The 24,344-nt window shown below is 51.6% G+C and carries 22 protein-coding genes and 1 rRNA gene; all 23 read left to right on the forward strand.

Annotated elements, in window-relative coordinates; all coding sequences use genetic code 11:
* The first annotated feature begins 13 nt into the window (after nucleotides 1-13).
* Nucleotides 14-760 carry a vWA domain-containing protein gene (locus PGRAT_RS00270; protein ID WP_025706256.1) on the forward strand — a complete coding sequence of 249 codons (747 nt, stop codon included), beginning with the start codon at nucleotides 14-16 and terminating at the stop codon, nucleotides 758-760.
* A complete protein-coding gene (locus PGRAT_RS00275; protein ID WP_025706257.1) occupies nucleotides 750-1,688 on the forward strand; it encodes a serine/threonine protein kinase in 939 nt (312 codons plus the stop codon). The genes PGRAT_RS00270 and PGRAT_RS00275 overlap by 11 nt, the downstream gene beginning before the upstream one ends.
* 74 nt (nucleotides 1,689-1,762) lie before the next feature.
* Entirely contained in the window at nucleotides 1,763-3,217 is a 1,455-nt protein-coding gene (gene tilS, locus PGRAT_RS00280) for a tRNA lysidine(34) synthetase TilS (RefSeq protein ID WP_025706258.1), read from the forward strand.
* 33 nt (nucleotides 3,218-3,250) lie between these two features.
* Nucleotides 3,251-3,790, forward strand: coding sequence for a hypoxanthine phosphoribosyltransferase (gene hpt / locus PGRAT_RS00285; RefSeq protein WP_020426056.1), 540 nt, complete (start codon nucleotides 3,251-3,253; stop codon nucleotides 3,788-3,790).
* 109 nt (nucleotides 3,791-3,899) lie between these two features.
* Nucleotides 3,900-5,954: an ATP-dependent zinc metalloprotease FtsH gene (gene ftsH, locus PGRAT_RS00290; protein WP_025706259.1), complete on the forward strand. Its 2,055-nt coding sequence runs from the start codon at nucleotides 3,900-3,902 to the stop codon at nucleotides 5,952-5,954.
* Between the two features lie 273 nt (nucleotides 5,955-6,227).
* Nucleotides 6,228-7,166 (forward strand): quinolinate synthase NadA, encoded by a 939-nt coding sequence (nadA, locus tag PGRAT_RS00295; RefSeq protein WP_020426058.1) that lies wholly within the window; start codon nucleotides 6,228-6,230, stop codon nucleotides 7,164-7,166.
* 39 nt (nucleotides 7,167-7,205) lie between these two features.
* Entirely contained in the window at nucleotides 7,206-8,822 is a 1,617-nt protein-coding gene (gene nadB, locus PGRAT_RS00300) for an L-aspartate oxidase (protein WP_042265814.1), read from the forward strand.
* Entirely contained in the window at nucleotides 8,812-9,687 is an 876-nt protein-coding gene (gene nadC, locus PGRAT_RS00305; RefSeq protein ID WP_025709441.1) for a carboxylating nicotinate-nucleotide diphosphorylase, read from the forward strand. The genes nadB and nadC overlap by 11 nt, the downstream gene beginning before the upstream one ends.
* On the forward strand, nucleotides 9,684-10,451 hold the full coding sequence (locus PGRAT_RS00310; RefSeq protein WP_025709443.1) for a type III pantothenate kinase: 768 nt from the start codon (nucleotides 9,684-9,686) through the stop codon (nucleotides 10,449-10,451). The genes nadC and PGRAT_RS00310 overlap by 4 nt, the downstream gene beginning before the upstream one ends.
* A gap of 46 nt (nucleotides 10,452-10,497) precedes the next feature.
* Nucleotides 10,498-11,382 (forward strand): Hsp33 family molecular chaperone HslO, encoded by an 885-nt coding sequence (hslO, locus tag PGRAT_RS00315; RefSeq protein WP_025709445.1) that lies wholly within the window; start codon nucleotides 10,498-10,500, stop codon nucleotides 11,380-11,382.
* Between the two features lie 9 nt (nucleotides 11,383-11,391).
* Nucleotides 11,392-12,336, forward strand: coding sequence for a peptidylprolyl isomerase (locus PGRAT_RS00320; protein WP_051424811.1), 945 nt, complete (start codon nucleotides 11,392-11,394; stop codon nucleotides 12,334-12,336).
* 214 nt (nucleotides 12,337-12,550) lie between these two features.
* Nucleotides 12,551-13,489: a cysteine synthase A gene (cysK, locus tag PGRAT_RS00325; protein ID WP_025709448.1), complete on the forward strand. Its 939-nt coding sequence runs from the start codon at nucleotides 12,551-12,553 to the stop codon at nucleotides 13,487-13,489.
* Nucleotides 13,490-13,741: 252 nt separating this feature from the next.
* The gene (locus tag PGRAT_RS00330) at nucleotides 13,742-15,358 is read left to right on the forward strand and encodes an anthranilate synthase component I family protein (protein ID WP_025709451.1); all 1,617 of its coding nucleotides are present in this window, start codon (nucleotides 13,742-13,744) and stop codon (nucleotides 15,356-15,358) included.
* Complete coding sequence (gene pabA, locus PGRAT_RS00335) at nucleotides 15,355-15,936, forward strand: aminodeoxychorismate/anthranilate synthase component II (RefSeq protein ID WP_025709452.1); 582 nt, start codon at nucleotides 15,355-15,357, stop codon at nucleotides 15,934-15,936. The genes PGRAT_RS00330 and pabA overlap by 4 nt, the downstream gene beginning before the upstream one ends.
* Nucleotides 15,933-16,814 (forward strand): aminotransferase class IV, encoded by an 882-nt coding sequence (locus PGRAT_RS00340; RefSeq protein ID WP_025709453.1) that lies wholly within the window; start codon nucleotides 15,933-15,935, stop codon nucleotides 16,812-16,814. The genes pabA and PGRAT_RS00340 overlap by 4 nt, the downstream gene beginning before the upstream one ends.
* Nucleotides 16,811-17,668 (forward strand): dihydropteroate synthase, encoded by an 858-nt coding sequence (gene folP / locus PGRAT_RS00345; RefSeq protein ID WP_025709454.1) that lies wholly within the window; start codon nucleotides 16,811-16,813, stop codon nucleotides 17,666-17,668. Before PGRAT_RS00340 ends, folP begins: the two co-directional genes overlap by 4 nt.
* 50 nt (nucleotides 17,669-17,718) lie before the next feature.
* Complete coding sequence (gene folB / locus PGRAT_RS00350; protein WP_025709455.1) at nucleotides 17,719-18,081, forward strand: dihydroneopterin aldolase; 363 nt, start codon at nucleotides 17,719-17,721, stop codon at nucleotides 18,079-18,081.
* 10 nt (nucleotides 18,082-18,091) lie between these two features.
* The gene (gene folK / locus PGRAT_RS00355) at nucleotides 18,092-18,643 is read left to right on the forward strand and encodes a 2-amino-4-hydroxy-6-hydroxymethyldihydropteridine diphosphokinase (protein WP_042265819.1); all 552 of its coding nucleotides are present in this window, start codon (nucleotides 18,092-18,094) and stop codon (nucleotides 18,641-18,643) included.
* A complete protein-coding gene (locus PGRAT_RS32035) occupies nucleotides 18,595-18,804 on the forward strand; it encodes a helix-turn-helix domain-containing protein (RefSeq protein ID WP_025706945.1) in 210 nt (69 codons plus the stop codon). Before folK ends, PGRAT_RS32035 begins: the two co-directional genes overlap by 49 nt.
* Nucleotides 18,805-18,853: 49 nt before the next feature.
* Nucleotides 18,854-19,870 carry a tRNA dihydrouridine synthase DusB gene (dusB, locus tag PGRAT_RS00365; RefSeq protein WP_025706946.1) on the forward strand — a complete coding sequence of 339 codons (1,017 nt, stop codon included), beginning with the start codon at nucleotides 18,854-18,856 and terminating at the stop codon, nucleotides 19,868-19,870.
* Between the two features lie 201 nt (nucleotides 19,871-20,071).
* Entirely contained in the window at nucleotides 20,072-20,551 is a 480-nt protein-coding gene (greA, locus tag PGRAT_RS00370) for a transcription elongation factor GreA (protein WP_025706947.1), read from the forward strand.
* A gap of 161 nt (nucleotides 20,552-20,712) precedes the next feature.
* Nucleotides 20,713-22,230 (forward strand): lysine--tRNA ligase, encoded by a 1,518-nt coding sequence (gene lysS / locus PGRAT_RS00375; RefSeq protein ID WP_154970637.1) that lies wholly within the window; start codon nucleotides 20,713-20,715, stop codon nucleotides 22,228-22,230.
* A 360-nt stretch (nucleotides 22,231-22,590) separates the two neighbouring features.
* Nucleotides 22,591-24,149 (forward strand): 16S ribosomal RNA (locus PGRAT_RS00380).
* Nucleotides 24,150-24,344 lie beyond the last annotated feature (195 nt).

The raw sequence follows: 24,344 nt of genomic DNA on the forward strand, positions 1-24,344 counted from the left end.
GGGAGTATCGGGTATGAAGCAAATCCTGCTTATTACTGATGGTTGTTCGAATGTAGGGGAGAGTCCGGTGATGGCTGCGGCGCATGCACGCCAGGAGGGGATCACCGTCAATGTGGTCGGCGTTGTCGATTATGGAACCATCGGAGAGCTGGGCAGCCGGGAGATTGCGGATATTGCCAAAGCCGGCGGAGGAATCAGCCGGATTGTCGGAACGCCGCAGCTGGCACAGACGATTCAGATGATGACCCGCAAGACGGTGGTTCAGACGATTCAGCAGGCGGTTAATAAAGAGGTAAAAAAAATTCTCGGTGATGGTTCGCTGGAAGAGCTGCCTCCACTGCAGCGTTCGCAGGTGGTTACGGTTGTCGATGAGCTGACCGAGACCACTCCGCTGCGCATTGCACTGCTCATTGACGCCAGTGCGAGCATGAAGCCGAAGCTGGGTGCTGTAGAAGATGCGATCCGTGATCTGGCGCTTAGCCTGGAGGCGCGGGAGGGCAAGAGCGAAATTGCTGTTTTCCATTTTCCCGGACGCTCCAGCAGTGAGGAGGCTATGCTCGATATAGACTGGACACACAATGTCTCGGAGGTCCGTTCGTTGTTCTCCAAGCTGAAGATGCGCGGAGCTACGCCTACTGGGCCAGCCATTTTCAAGGTGATTGAGCATTACCGTTATGATACACTGGATGAACACCGTGATCGTCCGACAGATGACGGTTACGATGAAAAAGAAGGGATGATTGGTGGGTATGTTGTCTAATCCGCCCTATCCTGCCGGCACGGTAATCAGCGGCAAATGGCGGGGGAACCGTTATGTCGTTGAACGTATGCTGGGAAGAGGAGCGAATGGAACCGTATATCTCGTGCAGCGTGAAGGCAGACGGGAGCGCTATGCACTCAAGATCGGCAACGATACCCTTGAGCTGCAGTCGGAAATCAATGTGCTGACCAGTCTGCAATCCAGCAGGAAGCGAAGAGAGCATAGAGCACACCGTGAATCCGCATTATCCTCCTATTTACTCGAATCGGATGATTTTAAGGAAAACGACAGCGTGCCGTTTTATGTGATGCGTTATGTAGAAGGCCGGCCGCTGCATCATTTTTTGGCCAAAAACGGCGCTTCGTGGCTTGGGCTGGTGGGGCTCAAGCTGCTGGAGAAACTCCGGAACCTCCATGAGTGCGGTTTTGTGTTCGGAGATTTGAAGCCGGAGAATGTACTGGTCTCCAATTACGGAGAGGCCGAGCTGATCGATTACGGCGGTGCCAGCCCGCTGGGCCGAAGTGTGAAGCAATTCACCGAATGGCATGACCGCGGGTACTGGAATGCCGGAAGCCGCACGGGGGATGAGAATTACGACCTTTTTGCTTTTGCTGTGCTGTGTCTGCGGTTGCTTAATGAAGAGGGCTTGAAGGCCGCCGCAGCGCAGCTGCCGCAGACCCGAAGCGCCGACGAGCTGCTGAAGCTGGCCAGAAGTCTGCCTGACAAGAAGCTCTCTTCCTGGCTGTGTCTGGCCCTGAAAGGCGGATTTCCGGGAAGTGCAGCGGCAACGGAGGCCTGGAAGACGCATATTTACAGCACAAGGAAACCGGGGAAGGAACCAATGGCAACACCGGGTTGGCTAAAAAGTGCATTTGCGCTATCCTTATTTGTGCTGGTATTTACGATTTATTACGTATTCCGTTTTTGAAATCATACATACTATAGGTGAAACTGGACAGTTGGTCCGGCACTGGCCTATTGACCGGGTAGAAAGGGAGCCGTATGGAGCAAATGAATGAACTGGTGGAATCCGTATTGGAGTCCGCAGCCGAGCATGGACTGTGGTCGCCCCATGACACCATTGTAGTCGCAGTTTCCGGAGGGCCGGACTCTGTGGCTCTTTTGCATATCCTGCATGAAATTTCCCTGAACCGCATGCCGCTGACCTTAATATGTGCCCATGTGAATCACGGGTTCAGACCCGAGTCGGTGGATGAAGCCGAATCGGTCCGTGCAATGGCTGGGAGGCTTGGCCTGCCCTTTGAGCTGGCGGAGTTTGATATTCCCTCACTCGTCAAAGAGAGCGGCCTTGGGCCGGAGGGGGCAGCACGGGAAAAACGGTACCAGTTTCTCATCGACACTGCGCACCGCTACGCTGCCCGTTCGGTGGCACTAGCGCATCATGCAGACGATCAGGCGGAAACAGTGCTGATGCGCTTACTCCGGGGGAGCGGCCCTTCGGGCCTGGCGGGAATGCGCTGGAAACGCACTGAAAAAAAGGTGGAACTGATCCGGCCCTTCCTGCGTATTAACAAAACAGCTCTTGTCAGCCTGTGCCGTCAGGAGGGCTTGCCATACGCCGAGGACGCCAGTAATTTAATGACAGAATATAGACGCAATGCGGTCCGGCTGAATCTGATTCCGGCGCTTGAAGCGTATAATCCACAAGTAAGGCAATCGCTTCTGCAATTGTCCGAGATTGTCCAGGCAGAAGATGAATATATGGAGGCGGCGGCGGAAAAATACTTTAATGAACTCGTTTTGGTCGAGCCTGGAAAATGCACCATGCAGAGAGCATTATTTACGGGCATACCCTCCGCTTTACAACGGCGTTTGATTAAACTAATATTAAATTATCTGTCGGCGGATTCATCGAGCTTGGATTTCCCCAAGATTGAAGCGGTACGCCGGGGAACGCTGCAGGATTATCCTACTGTATGGAGTTTGAATATGGGAGGAAGCCTGATCTGCATGCGGCAATATGATACTATTGTGTTCTCGTCCAAGCCTCCGCAGCAGCAATTAAGCTATACATATCGGCTGTCTTTGACTAATCCCCGTATTGAAATTAAGGAGATAGGAAAAGTATTGATGATGTCGGTGCTGGAGAGAGAAAATTTTACTGTACTGGGGGAGGACTCTGGGAAAATGTTGGCGTGGTTTGACAGCGGAGAGCTGGTTCTGCCACTCACCATCCGTTCCCGATTGCCTGGAGATACCATAAGGGTTATGGGATTAAACGGAAGCAAAAAGGTAAAAGATATTTACATTGATGATAAAATACCTTCTTCCGAACGCGCTGCGATTCCCCTCGTTTGTGATGATTTGGGCAATATCGTCTGGATTCCGGGCGTAAGGCGCTCGATGCATGCCGCAGTAGGGCGGCACACGGCCTCGGTTCTTCTGTTGTCTCTGGAGGATATGGAGAAGAGCGAAGAAGCGTTATGGCCGAAGTAAGTCTTTCATAGTATAACTTAGGAGGTTCGCAAGTTGCAGAACGATATTCAGGAAATCTTGATCAGCGAAGAGGAAATTCAACAAAGAATCAGGGAGCTCGGCGCCCAGCTGAGTACGGAATATGCAGGACGCACGCCACTCGTCATTTGTGTGCTGAAAGGCGCATTTATTTTTATGGCGGATCTGGTCAAAGTGATTACAGTACCTGTGGAAATGGATTTTATGGCTGTATCCAGCTACGGAGCATCCACCAAATCTTCAGGCGTAGTCAAAATCATCAAGGATTTGGACGCTTCCGTTGAAGGACGCGATGTTCTGATTGTGGAGGACATCATTGACAGCGGGCTTACGCTCAGCTATTTGATTGAAATGCTGCAGGGCCGCAATGCCGCTTCAGTTACTGTGGTTACCCTGTTCGACAAACCCGCAGGACGCACAGTTAATCTGGAAGCCGCCTATACCGGATTTGTCATTCCGGATGAATTTGTCGTAGGTTATGGACTCGATTATGCCGAGCAGTATCGGAACCTCCCCTACGTCGGTGTACTGAAGCCTGAAATTTATTCCAAATGAGCTAATCGACAGCCTTAGATCTACGGATCCGATCCCTGGCCTCTGACAATTTGAGGAGCCCGGGCAGGCTATGGTACAATAACTTGAGCGTTGTGAGAGGAGGTAGGGGATGAATCGGTTCATCCGGAATTCTGGTTTTTATTTGATTTTATTTTTAGTCGTGGTGGGCATTGTCCAGTTTGTAAGCAATGGAAATGAATCCGCCGATTTCCCTAGATACGATGAGTTAAGACAGGAGATCAAGAATAACAATGTGAAGAGCATGACGATTCAGTTCGAAGGCAATGCTTTTGCCGTAACCGGCGAATACAAGCAGCAGCCTTCAGATGCTAAATCGAAGAACTTCTCCACTTTTGTTCCTCCTACAGATGAAGCCCTTAACGAACTCATAGCTGCCAGTGATGATAACGGCATAGAGTTGACGCAGAAGAAAATGGAGGGTGACAGCATTTGGCTGACGTTCCTCTCTTCCATCATTCCGCTCGTTATCATGTTCATCCTGTTCTTCTTCCTGTTCAATCAGGCGCAGGGTGGCGGCGGCAAGGTCATGAATTTCGGCAAGAGCAAGGCACGGTTATATAATGAAGAGAAGAAGAAAATCAGCTTCGAAGATGTGGCAGGAGCCGATGAAGAGAAGCAGGAGCTTGTCGAAGTCGTTGAATTCCTGAAGGATCCGCGCAAGTTCGCAGCCGTAGGCGCCCGTATTCCTAAGGGTGTGCTTCTCGTGGGCCCTCCAGGTACAGGTAAAACCTTGCTGGCCCGTGCGGTAGCCGGTGAAGCCGGTGTTCCGTTCTTCAGCATCTCCGGTTCCGACTTCGTAGAAATGTTCGTCGGTGTCGGCGCATCCCGTGTGCGTGATTTGTTCGAGAATGCGAAGAAGAACGCCCCTTGTATTATCTTTATCGATGAGATCGATGCTGTCGGACGTCAGCGCGGCGCCGGACTTGGCGGCGGACATGACGAACGTGAGCAGACCCTCAACCAGTTGCTCGTCGAAATGGACGGCTTTGGCGGCAATGAAGGTATTATTATCGTCGCGGCTACCAACCGCGCAGATATACTTGACCCGGCGCTGCTTCGTCCGGGACGTTTTGACCGTCAAATCACGGTTGACCGTCCGGATGTCAAAGGCCGTGAAGCTGTGCTGAAAGTTCACTCCCGCAATAAGCCGCTGACGAAGGATGTCAGACTTGATGTTATCGCCAAGCGGACTACCGGTTTCACAGGCGCTGACCTGGAGAACCTGCTGAATGAGGCAGCCCTCCTCGCTGCACGCCGCAACCGGAAGGATATTTCGATGAATGAAGTGGATGAGGCCATTGACCGGGTAATCGTCGGTACCGAGAAACGCAGCCGCGTGATCAGTGACCGCGAGAAGCGCATTGTGGCTTATCACGAAGCGGGCCATACGATTGTCGGTTATTTCCTGGAACATGCAGATATGGTCCACAAGGTTACCATCATCCCGCGCGGCCGTGCAGGCGGATATGTAATTATGCTTCCAAAAGAAGACCGGATGCTTGTCACCAAGCAGGAATTGCTTGATAAAGTAACCGGGCTCCTCGGCGGACGTGTCGCTGAAGAATTATTCATCGGCGAGATCGGTACAGGCGCATACAGTGACTTCCAACAGGCTACACGAATTGTACGCAGCATGATTATGGAATACGGTATGAGTGATAAACTGGGACCTATGCAGTTTGGTACTTCCCAAGGCCAGGTGTTCCTGGGCCGGGATATCGGGCATGAGCAGAATTACAGTGACTCCATCGCTTATGAAATCGATCAGGAAATGCAGAACTTTATCCGCAGCAGTTATGAGCGCTGCAAAGAGCTGCTGACCAAATACTCCAAAGAAATGCACCTGATTGCCAACACGCTGCTTGAGAAGGAAACGCTGGAACTGGATCAGATCAAAGAACTGATTGAGCAAGGCTATCTAACTGAAGACGGCAAACCTGAAGATGCTGCAGGCGTGACTCACGAAGAAGGCGAGCCTGTTATCGATTCCATCGGTGATGTGCGTGTCCGGATTCAAGGCAAAACAGAAGACACTTCATCCACGATCGGGGACTTGTCCAAGGATATTCCGAACAACCCGGACCCAGAGGATGGAAATGATTCTAATAACGGCAATAAAGACGGCGGCGGCAACCTAGTCTAATTGTCAGCTGAACTAAATGTTTCTAAATATGTCCGGAGAACCTTAGGGTTCTCCGGTTTTTTTTGTCCTACTGACGGTCTGTAGTCCCAATAGCATAAGCTTGGTTACATTGACAGTGGGAGTAACGTTGTGTACATTAGTGATTAAATATTAAATAAAATAATGGCTAAGCAATCGCAGCGCCGGGTGGCTGCTGCGTACCCGCACACTCCGGGGGAATATGATTAGAATGAGACGGCTTAGGCCGTAAAGACATAAGGGGGAGAACAGACCGTGGAAGCTCTGGCGCTTGAGCGCAAGCAGGAACAGAATCGTGAACTTCGTGTGCGCCTCGAACAGCTAAAAAAAGAACGGAATGCAATCATTTTGGCTCACTATTATCAGCGCGATGAAATCCAGGAAGTGGCAGATTTTCGGGGGGACTCTTTTTTGCTCGCTCAAAAGGCTGCAGAGACAGATGCCGATGTCATCGTGTTTTGCGGTGTTCACTTCATGGGAGAAAGCGCCAAAATTCTGGCACCGAACAAAACCGTGCTTATTCCGGATGAACGTGCCGGCTGTCCGATGGCAGACATGGTGAACGTGGATGGGCTGCGTAAGCTGAAGGCACAGCACCCCAATGCCAAAGTGGTCACCTACATCAACTCTTCAGCCGAAATCAAAGCGGAAACGGATATCTGCTGTACATCTGCCAATGCGGTGAGAGTGATTGAGTCGCTGGATGCGGAAGAGATTATCTGGGTGCCTGACAAGAACCTGGGCCAATACGTACAGGATCAGACCGGCAAGAAGCTGATCATTTGGGAAGGCTATTGCAATACTCATGATATGCTTACGGTCAAAGATGTGGTTGAAATGAGAGCGAAATATCCGGAAGCTGAATTTGTAGTGCATCCGGAATGCCGTCCTGAGGTAGTTGCCATGGGCGATTATGTAGGCAGCACCACATCCATTATTGATTATTGCAAGAAATCTGACCGCAAGCAGTTTATTGTCGGAACAGAGGACGGTACCGGCTATCAGCTCCGCAAGGACAGTCCGGATAAGGAATTTCATTTTGCCACCAAATTTCTCGTTTGTCCTAATATGAAAGTCAATAATCTAAAAAAACTGGTCAAATGCCTGGAGACGATGAAGCCGCAGATTTATGTTCCGCCCGCAGTCGCCGACAAAGCCAGAACATCCCTAGAGCGCATGCTACAAGTCCGGTAGCATGCGCTACTCTTTCGTTGAAACAGGTGAAAAGCGGTCATGATTCCACAATATTTGGTTGATTTCGACCTTAGCGAGCTTCCAACGGTGCAAACGGATTGTATCGTCATCGGCTCAGGCATTGCCGGTTTGTTCACGGCCATCAAAGCCAGTGAAGACCGGAAAGTCATTATGATAACCAAAAAAACGCTGATGGAGAGCAATACCCGCTATGCCCAGGGCGGCATTGCCGCAGTGTTTGCTGAAGATGATTCTCCGGCGTATCATCGCCAGGATACCCTGATGGCTGGAGCGGGTCTCAACTCTTCGGCGGCTGTAGATGTGCTTGTGAATGAAGGGCCTGAAGGGGTGCGTGAGTTGATCCGTTTAGGTACACTTTTTGATAAGGAAAATGGCGTGATCGCGCTTACCCAGGAAGGTGCGCACAGCCACCGCCGTATTCTGCATGCTAATGGGGATGCTACCGGATACGAGATTGTACGCGCTCTGGCAGAACAGGTAGCGGAGCATAAGAACATCGAGGTATGGGATGAACATTTTGTGATTGACCTCATTACTGACGGTGGGGAATGCGTAGGTGCCTTGGTACAACGCCCAGGCGGTGGCCGCTTGTTCCTTCAGGCGGATGCAACCATACTATGCTCCGGAGGAGCGGGGCAATTGTACCGGTATACCACAAATCCCGAAGTGGCAACCGGAGATGGTGTAGCGATTGCCTACCGGGCCGGGGCGCATATTCGGGATATGGAATTCATTCAATTCCACCCGACAGCACTCAGTTATCCGGGAGCGCCGCGTTTTCTCATCTCCGAGGCTGTACGCGGTGAAGGGGCTGTCCTGCGCAACATCAATGGCGAACGTTTCATGGAGCGCTATCATGAGCTGCTGGAATTGGCACCGCGTGACATCGTTGCCCGGGCCATTGTTAGCGAAATGGAGCAAACCAAATCGACTTTTGTATATCTGGATATTACACACGAATCGGCAGATATGGTCAGACACCGCTTCCCCACGATTTATCAGACCTGCATGAGCTATGGACTGGATATTACAAGTGATTGGATTCCAGTGGCTCCGGCTGCACATTATATGATGGGGGGCATCAAAACCGATCTCAATGGGGAGAGCAATATCGGCCGGCTGTTTGCTTGCGGGGAAGTGTCTTCTACCGGTGTGCAGGGAGCCAATCGGCTGGCCAGTAATTCGTTGTCCGAAGCGGTTGTCTTCGGGCGGCGGATTATCGAACGCATCCGCGAGTTGCCGCCGCTTGAACGCGGCGACATAGCAGCAGGCTGCGACGAAGGACGGGTAGAGTCTCCAACCCAGGCCATTGTTGAGCGCCGCCTGAAGCTGCAGAAGGTAATGGTGCGCTACGCAGGACTGCGCCGGAATGAGGAAATGCTGTCCAAGGGATTGGATGAATTGAAGCGTCAGCTGCCTATTTTCCATTCGGCTCTGACCAAACGCGAGGAATACGAGTTCGCTAATATGCTGACCTGCTGTCTGCTGATTACCGAAGCGGCCTTAACGCGGCATGAGAGCCGTGGTGCGCATTACCGTGAGGATTACCCACAGCGGGATGATGCAGGGTGGCAGAAGCACCTGCTCCTGATCCGCGAACTGGGAATAGTGGAGGAATTAAGTGATGATGTTTAATGGCTACAATGAAGAACTGGTACAAACGATTAAAGGCTGGCTGCATGAGGATGTAGGCTCTGGTGATATCACAACCCGCACAACGATTCCTGCCGGACACGAGTCCAAAGGAATTATCCATGCCAAGGAAGATGGGATCATCTGCGGTATTCCTGTAGCTGAGCTGGTATTTGAGGTGGTTGACCCCTCTCTTGTGTTCACTGCCTTGGTGCAGGAAGGCCAGGCTATCACCAAAGGGACCGTTATCGCCGAAGTGGAAGGCAGCACACATGCAATTCTTACCGGAGAACGTTTGGCTCTTAATTTGATGCAGCGTCTAACGGGTGTGGCTTCCCGTACCCATTCTTTTGTGCAGAAGCTTGAAGGCTTGCCTTCCCGGCTGGTGGATACACGCAAAACGACTCCGGGTCACCGGATGCTGGAGAAATATGCAGTCCGTGTTGGCGGCGGCGCTAATCACCGGTTCGGACTCTATGATGCCGTGATGATTAAGGACAATCATATCAAGGGGGCGGGTGGAATTCGGCAGGCAGTGGCCCGGGCCCGGGCCAATATTCCGCACACGATGACCATTGAAGTCGAGACAGAGAGCCTGGAGCAGGTAGAGGAAGCACTTGCGGCCGGAGCCGATATTATTATGCTGGACAATATGTCTTCTGAACTCATGACAGAAGCCGTGAGACGCATCAAAACCAAAGCGCCGCATGTCAAAACGGAAGCCTCCGGCAACGTATCGCTGGAAACCGTGCGCCGCATTGCAGAAACCGGGGTTGATGTGATCTCTGTCGGCAGGTTGACATACTCCTTCGCCAGTCTGGATATCAGCCTGGATCTGAATGCGAAGAAGGAGGAGCCCTTCTCATGATGCTTGCTGTAGATATAGGCAATACTAATATCGTCCTCGGGGTATACCGGGGGCGTGAGCTGCTTCACCATTTCCGCCTCAGCACTGCCCGTCAATCCACTGCAGATGAATATGGGGTGTTGATTCATAATCTGTTCCATATGTCCAACATTTCGTTCAAAGATGTGGAAGGAGTCATTATCTCCTCGGTTGTTCCACCGCTAGTGCAGGTCATTGTGGAAATGTGCGTGAAATATATCGGCAAGGAGCCGCTGCTTGTAGGCCCGGGGATTAAAACCGGGCTTAATCTGCGGTACGAGAATCCCCGCGAGGTCGGTGCTGACCGGATTGTGAATGCGGTTGCTGCCATTGAGCAATATCAGTGTCCGCTCGTTGTAGTTGATTTCGGAACGGCGACTACATTTGACTGCATAGACGCTGGTGCGAACTATCTTGGCGGAGCGATTGTGCCTGGACTGGGCATTTCTACAGAAGCCTTGTATCAGCGGGCTTCCAAGCTGCCGCGGATTGAACTAGAGAAGCCAAAGAAAGTGATCGGACGCAATACGGTCCATGCCATGCAGGCAGGGATTATTTTTGGCTATGCGGGACAGGTTGAAGGGATTGTAAGACGCATTAAGGCGGAGATGAACGCCCCAGTACTGAAGGTGATTGCTACCGGGGGACTGGCGACACTCATTGCCGGTGAAACCGATTGTATTGATGAGGTTAATCCGATGTTGACGCTGGAAGGCCTGCGTATTATTTACGACCGCAACAAATAAAAATATAGAAGCCTTAAAGGCAGGCGACAGGAGGAGTACGCACCCAATGGATAACAAGAAGGACCGGCTGGTCCGGGGAACCGCAATGAACGGCAAAGTAAGAGCTTTTGCAGTCCGTACCACAGAGCTGGTCGACGAATTGCGGCGCAGGCACGATACGTACCCAACAGCTACGGCAGCACTGGGACGGACCGTTAACGCGGCTGCTATGATGGGAGCAATGCTCAAAGGCGAGGAAAAGCTGGCCATAATGGTCAAAGGAAACGGTCCGCTAGGACAAATTACGGCAGAATCCAATGCCCTCGGAGAAGTCCGCGGGTATGTGCAGAATCCACATGTTCATCTTCCCAGCAATAGTCTTGGCAAGCTGGACGTCGCCGGAGCTGTGGGAACGGAAGGGTTCATCGATATCAGCAAGGATTTGGGCTTGAAGGAGCCCTATCGCGGCAGTGTGCCGATTGTTTCGGGAGAGCTTGGCGAAGATTTTACGTATTACTTTGCTGTTTCCGAACAGACTCCGGCCGCTGTAGGGCTTGGAGTATTGGTGGACACGGATAACTCTGTGAAGGTGGCTGGAGGGTTCATTGTACAGCTTCTTCCGGGTCTTAGCGATGATGAAATTACAGAAATCGAACGGGCCGTAGGTGCAATGCCTTCTGTTACTGCTGTGCTGGACCAGGGACTTGATCCGGAAGAGATGCTCCGCTGGCTCCTTCCCGATGTGGTTATCATGGATGGACTGGATATCAGCTTTGTCTGTCAGTGCTCCCGTGAAAGAGTAGAACAAACACTGGTGAGTCTGGGCCAGCACGAGCTGGAGCGGTTAATTGAAGAAGATGATCAGGTTGAAGTGGTATGCCATTTTTGCAACGAGGCTTATGTATTTAATAAAGATGAATTGCAGGTTATCCTGGATCAAGCGAAATCGTAGGGCTATGAGATGATGACAAGACAGGAGCGCCTGCTGCGCAATGCCGTTATTTTTTTGGCGATCGCAACATTAATGCTCGGGGGTCTATTGTTCTGGAGTCTGCGGGCCATGGCTATTCTCAAAGGAGAAGCCGCTGAAGGGGAGTCCTCGGACATTGCCAGGGCGGGAGATCAGCCGGTGACAGACCAGCAATGGATAGGTGAACTCAAAAAAAAGCATGGCGATGAAGTGCTGCTCACGTTGCTTAACCATATTGTGGTCAGCAAAGAGGCTAAGGCCCTAGGGATTACTGTAACTGAAAATGAGATTGAAAAGGAACTGCAGCGCAGTATAGCCGGCTATGGCTCCGAACAGCAGTATTACGAACAGATGGAGTCCGAACTGGGGCTTTCGCGTGAGGAAGTGCGTGATGAGGCGGCTTACCGTCTTACTCTCCAAGCGATAGCTACAGCGGGGATCACCATTAGTGAGAGCGAAATCGATGATTATTTAGCGCAGAATGCCGAGCGGTTCACTCCCAAGAAGGAAATGCAGCTCTCCATGATTAAGGTATACACCTACGAAGAAGCAGAGAAGGTAATGGACCGCCTGGAGCAGGGTGAAGATTTTGCGGCGCTGGCCACAGAGCTGTCTGTCGACGAGGAAAGCCGGGTGCATGGAGGCAGTATTGGTATGGTGGAAGAGGATGATCCATTCTGGCCGGAGGACCTCTTGCAGACTGCTGCCGGACTGGAGGCGGGTGATATTGCAGGTCCGCTGCAGGCTGGGGATGCTTATGCGGTGATCCGGCTGGAGAAAGCCATCGTGCCCCGGGAGCAGAATCAGGCAGAAATCAGGCAGCAGGTGCGGGAAGAGCTTGCACTGGAGAAGGCCCCGCCACTTCAGCAGGTGGAAAATGATTTGCGCGCTAAATATGATACAGCGATATATATTGACAACAGCCTGCAAGATTGATAATATGATCTTAAATGTAAAACCTACTGATTTAGTCGGAAATAGGTAACGGCGGAGGGTCCAATTCCGCTGTCCAGCGCTATAACTTGGTGCTGCGGTGTTGAATGTCCTGGTGCATACCTAGCCGTTTTTCATACACCCGGAGATCTATGCTGGATACTATTATCACAAGTTACGCACCCATTCATTTATCATTCCAAGGAGGTTTTCACTCATGGCTAAAGTCGTCAACAGTGTAACAGATTTGATCGGAGGCACGCCGCTGGTTCGTCTCAACCGGGTGGTTCCTGAAGGTTCTGCGGAAATCTACCTGAAGCTGGAATATCAAAACCCAGGCTCCAGCGTGAAAGACCGCATCGCCATCAGCATCGTGGAAGAAGCTGAGAAGGAAGGGCTGCTGAAGCCAGGCGGCACCATTGTAGAAGCCACGAGTGGCAACACAGGTATTGGTCTGGCACTTGTTGCTGCAGCCAAAGGTTATAAGGCGGTTATTGTTATGCCTGAAACGATGAGCCTTGAACGCCGCAATCTGCTGCGTGCTTACGGTGCGGAACTGGTGCTTACTCCGGGATCGGAAGGGATGAACGGTGCGGTTAAGAAGGCTGAGCAAATCTTGAGCGAGAACCCTGATTACTTCCTGGCCGAGCAATTCAAGAATAAGGCAAACGTCAAAATCCACCGTGAAACCACGGGTCCGGAAATTGTTGAAGCCATTGAGTCCATTGGCGGACCATTGGATGCCTTTATTGCCGGAGTAGGTACTGGCGGAACCATCACAGGCGCCGGTGAGATTTTGAAGAGTAAATATCCTAATGTAAAGATCTATGCGGTAGAACCTGCGGCATCGCCAATCCTGGCTGGCGGCAAGCCTGGTCCTCACAAGATCCAAGGGATCGGAGCAAACTTCATTCCTGATATTCTGAATCAGAATGTCTATGATGAGATTATCCACGTAGAGAACGACGAAGCATTCGAAACTGCACGCCGCGTAGCGAAGGAAGAGGGCGTTCTGTCCGGTATTTCTTCCGGTGCAGCCGTGTTCGCAGCCCTCAAAGTGGCCAAAGAGCTGGGAGCGGGCAAAAAAATCGTAGTGGTTATCCCAAGCAACGGTGAACGTTACCTGAGCACCCCACTTTACAATTTTGAAGTGTAATTGCTGATAAGCATATCCATAGAGCCTTCCTATCCGCTGTCACAGGGATGGTGAAGGCTCTTTTTTCAGAGAATCGATCATTCAGGCTTTTCAAAGCGGTCCAAAGTACAGTATACTGACAGGCAATAAACCTAAGGATAAGTATAAGGCTTTTACAGATGCAAGGCAGCCCAAAACAAAGCAGATGCTGCGAAGCAAGTTTTGAACGAAGTGAAACTCAAGAAGCGTATGCTGTACAAAACTTTTAGGGGGATGGCTTTGGAAATCATAACAGCGTGGCAGGACTGGGAGCAATGGGCGCAGGAAGAATGGAGCCTACTCCCCCTTATTATACAAACACCGCAGGACAAGGGGGGATTGCCCGCCTCCTGGATGAAGGCCTGGGAGCTGGCCTCTCCCTATTCAGTGGTACTGGAGAGTGGTAAGGGCGGCCGGTACTCATATATTGGCTTACATCCTGTTTCCGTACTGCAAGGGCGGGCAGGTGCAGCCGAAATATACAGCTTCCCGTCAGACGGGGCAGGTAAGGATAAGCCATTGTTAGAATCGGTACAGGCCGGCACCCCCTTGAAAGTGTTGGAGGCCTGGATGAAGGACTTTACCTCACCGCAGCTACAATCCTCTGGGCTCCCTCCGTTTATCGGTGGCTGTCTTGGATTTCTGAGCTATGATGTGGTTCGTTCTCTGGAGAAGCTGCCTGTTTGGGCTAAGGATGATCCGGGGTTTCCCGATTACCTCTTCATGAGACTGGAAGAGCTGTGGATCTATGACCACCAGGAGGACATGCTCTACTGCACAGTCCATGTGCCTGTGCCTGTTGCTGCGCAATCATCTGGTCCCGCCGAACTAAAAGACCTGTACCGGAAGGCTTTCCTGCGGGCTGAGCAGATGCTGGAACAGTGGAGGCTAATCTCTGCTGCACCTGGGACTTCTGAAAGCGGCACTGCCGAGGCCGCCGCAACGGCAGCCCATAGCGATGTTTCCGGCCAATGGCCGGGCATGACTTCCGCCTTCTCGCCAGAGCAATTTCAGCAGGCAGTCCGTGAGGTCCAGGAATACATCCGCCAAGGAGATGTATTCCAGGTGAACCTGTCGCTGCGCCAGGAGGCCCAGCTGAAATCCTCGCCGGAGGATGTGTATGAATGGCTGCGCAAGCTCAACCCGTCCCCGTACATGGGGCTGCTGCGCTCCCCCGGCTTCGCCCTCGCCAGCGCTTCGCCCGAGCTGCTCGTCAAGCTGCACGGGGACAAGGTCAGCGCCCGCCCCATTGCCGGTACCCGGCGCCGGGGCCTGACTCCCGCGGAGGACGCCGCCATGGAGGCGGAGCTGCGCGGGAGCGAGAAGGAGATCGCCGAGCATATTATGCTTGTCGATCTGGAGCGCAACGACATCGGCCGTGTCGCTGCTTATGGGACGGTCAGCGTGCCGGAGCTGCTGACCGTGGAGCGATACTCGCATGTGATGCATCTCGTCTCGCAGGTGGAGGGCACCGTCGCGCCCGGCAAAGGCGCTTACGATGTCATGGCCGCCTTGTTCCCCGGCGGCACCATCACCGGTGCGCCTAAGGTGCGCACCATGGAGATCATCGAGGAGCTTGAGCCCGTGCGGCGCGGACCATATACTGGATCGATGGGCTGGATTGACTATAACGGCAATATGGAATTAAATATTATTATACGGACACTGGCGGTGAAGGACGGAATAGGCTATATCCAGACAGGTGCGGGCATTGTGATTGATTCAGACCCGTACCGGGAATACCGGGAATGCCACAATAAAGCCAAAGCCGTAGTGAAGGCGGTTCTCTGCAGCGAATACCAGCAGGAATCGCGTGCCACCGGCGGCGCCGAAGGAGGAGCAACATTATGATCTTGGTTATCGATAATTACGATTCCTTTACGTACAACCTGGTGCAGTATCTCGGGGAGCTTGGGGAGGAAGTCCAGGTATCCCGCAACGATGAGATTACCATTGAGGAGATTGAGGCGCTTGCACCGGATCATATTCTGATTTCTCCAGGGCCCTGCACACCGAATGAAGCGGGGATAAGCCTTGCGCTGATTCAGCATTTCAAGGGAATTATCCCGATTTTTGGCGTCTGTCTGGGCCATCAAGCCATTGGACAGGCCTTCGGAGGCAATGTCATTCGGGCGGAGCGCCTGATGCATGGCAAAACCTCGCCAATCCACCACAACGGAACCTCTGTATTCGAAGGACTGGAGTCTCCGTTCACCGCGACCCGCTATCATTCACTGATCGTGGAGCGTGAAAGTTTGCCTGACTGCCTGGAGATCACAGCGGAAACGGCTGAAGGCGAAATTATGGCGTTGCGCCATAAGGAATATCCGATTGAAGGCGTGCAGTTCCATCCTGAATCGATTATTACCAATCATGGGCATACCATGCTGCGTAATTTTCTGAAACGGAGAGCCGGAGAACCGGTATGAATTATATTGGATTCAACCACCAGGTAGTTGATGCGAAAGATGCCGTGATTTCCGCTCTGGATCACGGCTTTTTGTACGGTATGGGCCTCTTTGAGACTTTCCGGACGTACAAAGGGGAACCGTTTCTGCTGCAGCGCCACATAGGCAGACTGGCAGAGGGCTGCAGACAGCTTGGGATTCCTTTTACAGAAGACACTTTTCGGCTGCGCGGCTGGATTCAGCATGTAATGGGCAAAAATGAATTACAGGAAGCCTATATCCGTTACACCGTAACAGCCGGTGAAGATATTCTGGGTTTGCCGGCAGGCGAGTACAGCCATCCCAATCATTTGCTCTACATCAAGGAGCTGCCGCGTCTTCCGGGTACTCTCTACCATGAAGGGAAAGGCCTGCAATTGTTGAACCTGCCGCGTAATACACCGGAGGGGCCGGTACGCTTCAAGTCGCTGCATTATATGAACAACATACTCGCGAAGCGTGAATTGGCAGGTTATGCTTCGGCAGCATACGGTGCCGAAGGGCTGATGCTGACTCGGCAAGGCGAGATTGCCGAGGGCATTGTCAGCAATGTGTTTTTTATCAAGAATAACATCCTTTATACGCCAGACGTCGCAACAGGCATCCTGCCGGGAATTACCCGGGAAATGGTACTGGAGCTCGCACATGCAGCCGGATTGCAGACTGAGGAAGGCATGTACAGGTGGGAACAGCTTACAGAAGCGGACGAGATCTTTCTCACCAATTCGGTACAGGAGATTGTGCCGGTTACCGCACTATGGCGTGTAAATGATCGGCAGACTGTAAGCGACGGATGCTGTGGAAGACTTACGGCGCTGCTGCTGGAAGCATATAGGGAAAGGACGGGATTGCCGGAATGAGACCCTTGATATACAAACGGAACTACCGCCTGGGGGCAGCGGAACTGATACTGGGTGAACGAACACTGATTATGGGCATCCTGAACGTCACCCCGGACTCATTTTCCGATGGTGGATTGTGGGCTGAACCGGAAAAGGCTGTAGAACATGCTTTGCAAATGGCGGCGGAGGGTGCCGATATTATTGACATTGGCGGTGAATCAACGCGTCCCGGCCATCAGCCGGTAGGTCTGGAAGACGAACTGGCCCGCGTGCTGCCTGTCATTGAGAGCATTCACCGTGCCGCTCCTCAGCTGCCGTTATCAATCGACACCTATAAGGCGGAGGTGGCCCGTCAGGCTGTTCAGGCAGGTGCTCATATTATTAATGATGTCTGGGGCGCCAAAGCTGATCCCGATATGGCGGCTGTAGCTGCGGAAGCGGGCTGTCCGATTATTTTGATGCACAACCGCCTTGAGCGTAATTACCGGGAGCTGGTCAGTGACATGTGTGCTGATCTTGAAGAAAGCGTGAATCTGGCATTGGCCGCGGGAGTGAAGCCGGAGAACATCATTCTTGATCCCGGAATCGGTTTTGCCAAGGACTATGCAGAGAATCTACAGGCCATGATGAATTTGGACCGGCTGACAGAGCTTGGATATCCTCTCCTGCTCGCTACCTCCCGCAAAAAATTCATTCGTACCGTCCTGGATCTTCCGCCGGATGATGTAGTGGAAGGCACGGCCGCCACCGTGGCATTCGGAATTGCCCAAGGGTGCCAAATTGTGCGGGTACACGATGTCGCCAGGATTAAGCGGACTGTACAGATGTGCGATGCCATGCTTTATGCTGCATCACCATTAGCGCTTGAATAAAAAATGATTTATCAGAGCGAAAATTAGATTTCAGAAGGCAGGGAACCCGCATGGATAGAATGACACTGCACCGTATGGAGTACTATGGTTATCACGGAGTGTTTGAAGAGGAGCGCAAGCTTGGCCAGCGCTTTTACGTTGACTTGGAGCTTGAGCTTGATCTGCAGGCTGCTGGCCGCAGTGATGATCTTACTCTTACCGTAAATTATGCCGAAGTGCACTTCCTCGTTAAAAAAATTGTCGAAACAAAATCATTTAAACTCATAGAAGCTTTGGCTGAATATATTGCATCCTCGTTACTGGACACTTATACTGTTATCAATGCAGTAACGGTGAAGGTGACCAAGCCGCATCCGCCGTTCGACATTCACTTTCAGGGAGTGACCGTAGAACTGCGCAGAACCAGAAAGTGAGAACTCTGTAATGACCATACATTCTACCTCTGAGGCATCAGAGGCTTATATTGCTTTAGGGGCTAATTTGGGTGACCGTGAGGGAACCCTGAAAGAAGCATTGAACAGACTGAATCAGCATGCCGGGATTGAAGTGGTCCGCTGTTCAAGTGTGTACGAAACGGAACCAGTCGGTTATCTGGACCAGCCGCAGTTTTTGAATATGGCGGCAGTCCTCCGCACTACCCTTGCGCCGGAGGCGCTGCTTCACGAGATGCTGGACATCGAAAGTCAACTGGGCCGTGTCCGGGATGTTCGTTATGGGCCTAGAACGGTTGATTTAGATTTGTTGTGGGTGGAGAATCAGAGCTTCGATACGACCGATTTAACACTGCCGCATCCGCGGATGCTGGAGCGGGCATTTGTGCTGATTCCACTGAATGATGTCGTACCACAGAGTGAAGAGTCTCCCGGACTCCGGCAGTTTATAACAGCAGCGCTACAAGACATTGACGGAAGGGAAGGAATTCGCTTGTGGACAACAAACGTATGGGACGGCGGGTCAGGGCATTCCGGAAGCTGAAGGGATACACTCAGCAGGAACTGGCGGATTCTGTCGGAATATCCTTGGCTGTGCTTGGCGCAGTAGAGAGGGGCAACAGACGTTTGGAAGATCAAATTTTAAATAAAATTGCGGACGTTCTTGGAGTTGCTGTCGACGAATTAGCCAACCCCTCAACCTGAGGGAACGTTAGTATAGATTCAATAAATGGGTTAAGGAAGTGAACACAACATGCTGAAGATTGGCGGCATTGAGATGAAGAACCAGGTCGTGCTGGCACCTATGGCCGGCGTGTGCAATCCGGCATTTCGTCTGATTGCCAAAGAATTTGGAACCGGCCTGGTTTGCGCCGAAATGGTCAGCGATAAGGCGATTTTGCACGGCAACCGGCGTACGCGGGAGATGCTGTTTGTGGATGAACGGGAGAAGCCGCTGAGTCTGCAAATATTCGGCGGTGACCGGGAGTCCCTGGTAGAAGCGGCTAAGGTCGTGGATAAAGAGACAAATGCCGATATTATTGACATTAATATGGGCTGTCCTGTTCCTAAAGTGACCAAATGCGACGCGGGAGCGCGCTGGCTGCTGAATCCCGACAAAATCTACGAGATGGTGTCTGCAGTCGTTGACGCCGTAGATAAGCCGGTAACCGTAAAAATGCGGATTGGCTGGGACAGTGAGCATATTTTTGTTGAGGACAATGCGCGTGCCGTCGAGCGTGCCGGGGGCCAGGCCGTGAGTGTTCATGGCCGGACCCGCGAGCAGCTCTACACCGGTCATGCCGATTGGAAGTACATCCGTATGGCCAAAGAGGCAGTTTCAATTCCGGTTATCGGCAATGGGGATGTAAATACGCCGGAGGATGCGCGGGCGATGCTGGACCAGACCGGCTGCGACGGTGTCATGATTGGACGGGGCGCTTTGGGCAATCCATGGATGCTGTACCGTACAATTCAGTACCTGAATACAGGTGAGCTGATCCCTGAGCCTGGTCCGGAGGAAAAGATCAAAGTAGCCATTCTTCATATGGACCGTCTGATTAGCCTGAAGGGTGAAGTGGTGGCTGTCCGGGAAATGCGCAAACATCTGGCCTGGTATTTGAAAGGCATGAAGGCCGCTGCCCGTGTGAAGGATGTCATTATGGAAGAAACCAAGCGTGATGAAATGGTGCGGATATTGAACCAATTTGTCACACAGCTTAAGGACGAGGAAGAGCAGGAAGGCCTTAATTCCTCGCTGACTGCGGTTTAAACACAGAAACTCCTGCCTTTTTGCATAACACACGAACATTATATGGGGCATCATTGACATTTTGTAGCGGTTCCAATATAATTTCACAGTATAAAATCGCCGTTACAGCAGTGGCAATGCAGAAGGAGGGTTCTGATCCCTCCAGATTCGCATATAGTATGGTGTTTTCAATAAATGTATACGACAGGAGAATCGGTTGAGATGAGCGATAAAGAAGTCATTCTTACACCGGACGGACTTAAGCGTCTGGAAGAAGAACTGGAGACCCTCAAATCCGTAAAACGCCGTGAGGTCGCCGAACGGATCAAAGTGGCAATTGGCTACGGAGATATCAGTGAGAACTCGGAATATGAAGACGCGAAGAACGAGCAGGCTTTCATAGAAGGCCGTATTATTACATTGGAAAAAATGCTCCGTAATGCGCGTATCATCAACAGCGACGAAATCGTTACCGATGTGGTGAGCATTGGGGTTACCGTAAGCGTCGAGGACTTGGAATATGGCGACGTGATGGAATATACGATTGTGGGTACCGCCGAATCCGATCCGCTTAATAATAAGATTTCGAACGAAAGTCCGGTAGGCCGGGCCATTATTGGTAAGAAGATTGGCACCATTGTTGATGTTAGTGTTCCTGCAGGCGTCATTCAATATAAAATTCTTGATATTAGAATGAAGTAATAGGTACCAATAAGGAATAAGTCAAGAAAGCTTCCTTAGGGAAGCTTTTTTCACAAACACATACAGCTTCTATTTGTACGGGAACGGGCTGTCCTCTTGCATAGGGACGGAACCGTTTCTTCTTGTGTAGTTGACAGAGTGAGTAAGAGAGGATGAAAGACATGACCGAGGAAATGAACACTGCGGAGAATACGGAAAAAGAGCTTAGTGAGCTTCTGACCATCCGCCGCGGCAAACTGGACGAGCTTCGTGCGCTGGGAATCGATCCATTTGGCAAGAAATATGAGCGTACGGCAGGTGCCGGAGATATTATGGACAAGTATGATGGGCAAACCAAAGAGGAACTGGATGAGCTTAATCTCGAAGTCAGCATTGCTGGCCGTATTATGGCTAAGCGTGTAATGGGTAAAGCCAGCTTTGCGCATATTCAGGATCTCAGCGGTAAGATACAAATCTATGTCCGTCAGGACAGTATTTCCGAAGCACAATATGCTGCGTTTACCGTTCTTGATCTGGGGGATATTATCGGCGTTCGCGGTACAGTGTTCAAAACCAGAACCGGAGAAACCTCTATTAAGGTGCATAACCTTGAGGTGCTATCCAAATCGCTGCTTCCGCTTCCCGAAAAATATCATGGCCTGAAAGATGTAGAACTGCGCTACCGCCAGCGTTATGTGGATCTGATTATCAACCCGGAGGTTCAGCAGACCTTCATTACCCGTTCACGGATCATCCAATCGATGCGCCGTTATCTGGATTCGCTGGGCTACCTTGAGGTGGAAACGCCAACCCTCCATGCCATCGCCGGCGGGGCTGCAGCCCGCCCGTTCATTACCCACCACAATACACTCGATATGCAGCTGTATATGCGTATTGCCATTGAGCTGCATCTGAAGCGCCTGATCGTCGGCGGTTTGGAAAAAGTGTATGAAATTGGCCGCGTATACCGCAATGAAGGTATTTCAACGCGCCACAATCCGGAATTTACAATGATTGAGCTATACGAAGCTTATGCTGACTACAAGGATATTATGCACCTGACCGAAAGCATGATCGCTCATATCGCCCAGGAGGTTCTGGGTACACAGAAGATTAATTATCAAGGCCAGGAAGTAGACCTGACCCCGCAGTGGCGCCGTGTAACCATGGTGGATGCTGTCAAAGAGGTGACAGGTGTCGATTTTGGCGTTCATATGACGGATGAGGAAGCTCAGCGTTTGGCGAAGGAACACCGTGTGCCGGTTGAGAAGCACATGACCTTTGGACATATCCTGAATGCCTTTTTTGAGCAATTTGTAGAAGAAACACTGATTCAGCCGACCTTTGTTACTGGACATCCGGTTGAAATCTCCCCGCTCGCCAAAAAGAATGATCAAGACCCGCGCTTTACAGACCGTTTTGAGCTGTTTATCGTGGCCCGTGAGCATGCGAATGCGTTTAGCGAGCTGAATGATCCAATCGACCAGCGTCAGCGCTTTGAGGCACAGATTCAAGAAAAGGAAAAAGGCAACGATGAAGCGCATGAAATGGATGACGACTTCATTCGTGCTCTTGAATACGGAATGCCGCCTACAGGCGGACTTGGAATCGGTGTGGACCGGCTGATCATGCTGCTTACCAACGCTGCATCGATTCGTGATGTGCTGCTGTTCCCGCATATGCGCAACCGTATGGAGTAATTTCTAGGCTCCCATCAGATCTTGAGGGAACTGCGAGGATGTAGTTCCCTCAAGATTTATGATTTTAAGATTTGAAAAATAATGCTTGCAATGAATCTCTATACATGGTATATTCTTATTCCGGCCAAGAAATCTAAACGCCGAGCTCGATAAGAAGTTAAAAAAAGAGCTTGCATTAATCGGTCGAACATGATATATTATAAGAGTTGCTGGTGACGAGATAATCGACACCGACGACGAGCTTGATCTTTGAAAACTGAACAACGAGTGAGTGGGATTTCACGTAAGTGAGATCCAAATTAGAGAATATTTTATTCTCGTCAGATGTTTCAAAATGAGCAATCGCTCTTTCTAAATACCAATTTGGAGAGTTTGATCCTGGCTCAGGACGAACGCTGGCGGCGTGCCTAATACATGCAAGTCGAGCGGATTTACTGGAGTGCTTGCACTCCAGTAGGTTAGCGGCGGACGGGTGAGTAACACGTAGGCAACCTACCCTCTAGACTGGGATAACTACCGGAAACGGTAGCTAATACCGGATAATTCCCTGACCCCCCTGGGCTAGGGATGAAAGGCGGAGCAATCTGCTGCTAGAGGATGGGCCTGCGGCGCATTAGCTAGTTGGTGGGGTAACGGCCTACCAAGGCGACGATGCGTAGCCGACCTGAGAGGGTGAACGGCCACACTGGGACTGAGACACGGCCCAGACTCCTACGGGAGGCAGCAGTAGGGAATCTTCCGCAATGGGCGAAAGCCTGACGGAGCAACGCCGCGTGAGTGATGAAGGTTTTCGGATCGTAAAGCTCTGTTGCCAGGGAAGAACGTCCGGTAGAGTAACTGCTGCCGGAGTGACGGTACCTGAGAAGAAAGCCCCGGCTAACTACGTGCCAGCAGCCGCGGTAATACGTAGGGGGCAAGCGTTGTCCGGAATTATTGGGCGTAAAGCGCGCGCAGGCGGCTATTTAAGTCTGGTGTTTAAACCTTGGGCTCAACCTGGGGTCGCACTGGAAACTGGGTGGCTTGAGTACAGAAGAGGAAAGTGGAATTCCACGTGTAGCGGTGAAATGCGTAGAGATGTGGAGGAACACCAGTGGCGAAGGCGACTTTCTGGGCTGTAACTGACGCTGAGGCGCGAAAGCGTGGGGAGCAAACAGGATTAGATACCCTGGTAGTCCACGCCGTAAACGATGAGTGCTAGGTGTTAGGGGTTTCGATACCCTTGGTGCCGAAGTTAACACAGTAAGCACTCCGCCTGGGGAGTACGGTCGCAAGACTGAAACTCAAAGGAATTGACGGGGACCCGCACAAGCAGTGGAGTATGTGGTTTAATTCGAAGCAACGCGAAGAACCTTACCAGGTCTTGACATCCAACTAACGAAGCAGAGATGCATTAGGTGCCCTTCGGGGAAAGTTGAGACAGGTGGTGCATGGTTGTCGTCAGCTCGTGTCGTGAGATGTTGGGTTAAGTCCCGCAACGAGCGCAACCCTTGACTTTAGTTGCCAGCAGGTAAGGCTGGGCACTCTAGAGTGACTGCCGGTGACAAACCGGAGGAAGGTGGGGATGACGTCAAATCATCATGCCCCTTATGACCTGGGCTACACACGTACTACAATGGCCGGTACAACGGGAAGCGAAGCCGCGAGGTGGAGCCAATCCCAGCAAAGCCGGTCTCAGTTCGGATTGCAGGCTGCAACTCGCCTGCATGAAGTCGGAATTGCTAGTAATCGCGGATCAGCATGCCGCGGTGAATACGTTCCCGGGTCTTGTACACACCGCCCGTCACACCACGAGAGTTTACAACACCCGAAGTCGGTGGGGTAACCCGCAAGGGGGCCAGCCGCCGAAGGTGGGGTAGATGATTGGGGTGAAGTCGTAACAAGGTAGCCGTATCGGAAGGTGCGGCTGGATCACCTCCTTTCTATGGAGAATCGTTTCCTGCAATGGAAACATTCAAATCGGAAGCTTGACTTCCATTAGAACCCTTGGGTTCGAACACTCACTCGTTGCTCAGTTTTGAGAGTCCAAACTCTCAAGCAAGTCCCTTGATCCTTGAAAACTGGATACCGAAACGAAAATGCGTTTTAGAACATCTTTTAGCTGAAACTTGTGGAAG

Origin of the sequence: Paenibacillus graminis, from assembly GCF_000758705.1 — a bacterium.
Lineage (GTDB): Bacteria > Bacillota > Bacilli > Paenibacillales > Paenibacillaceae > Paenibacillus_AQ > Paenibacillus_AQ graminis.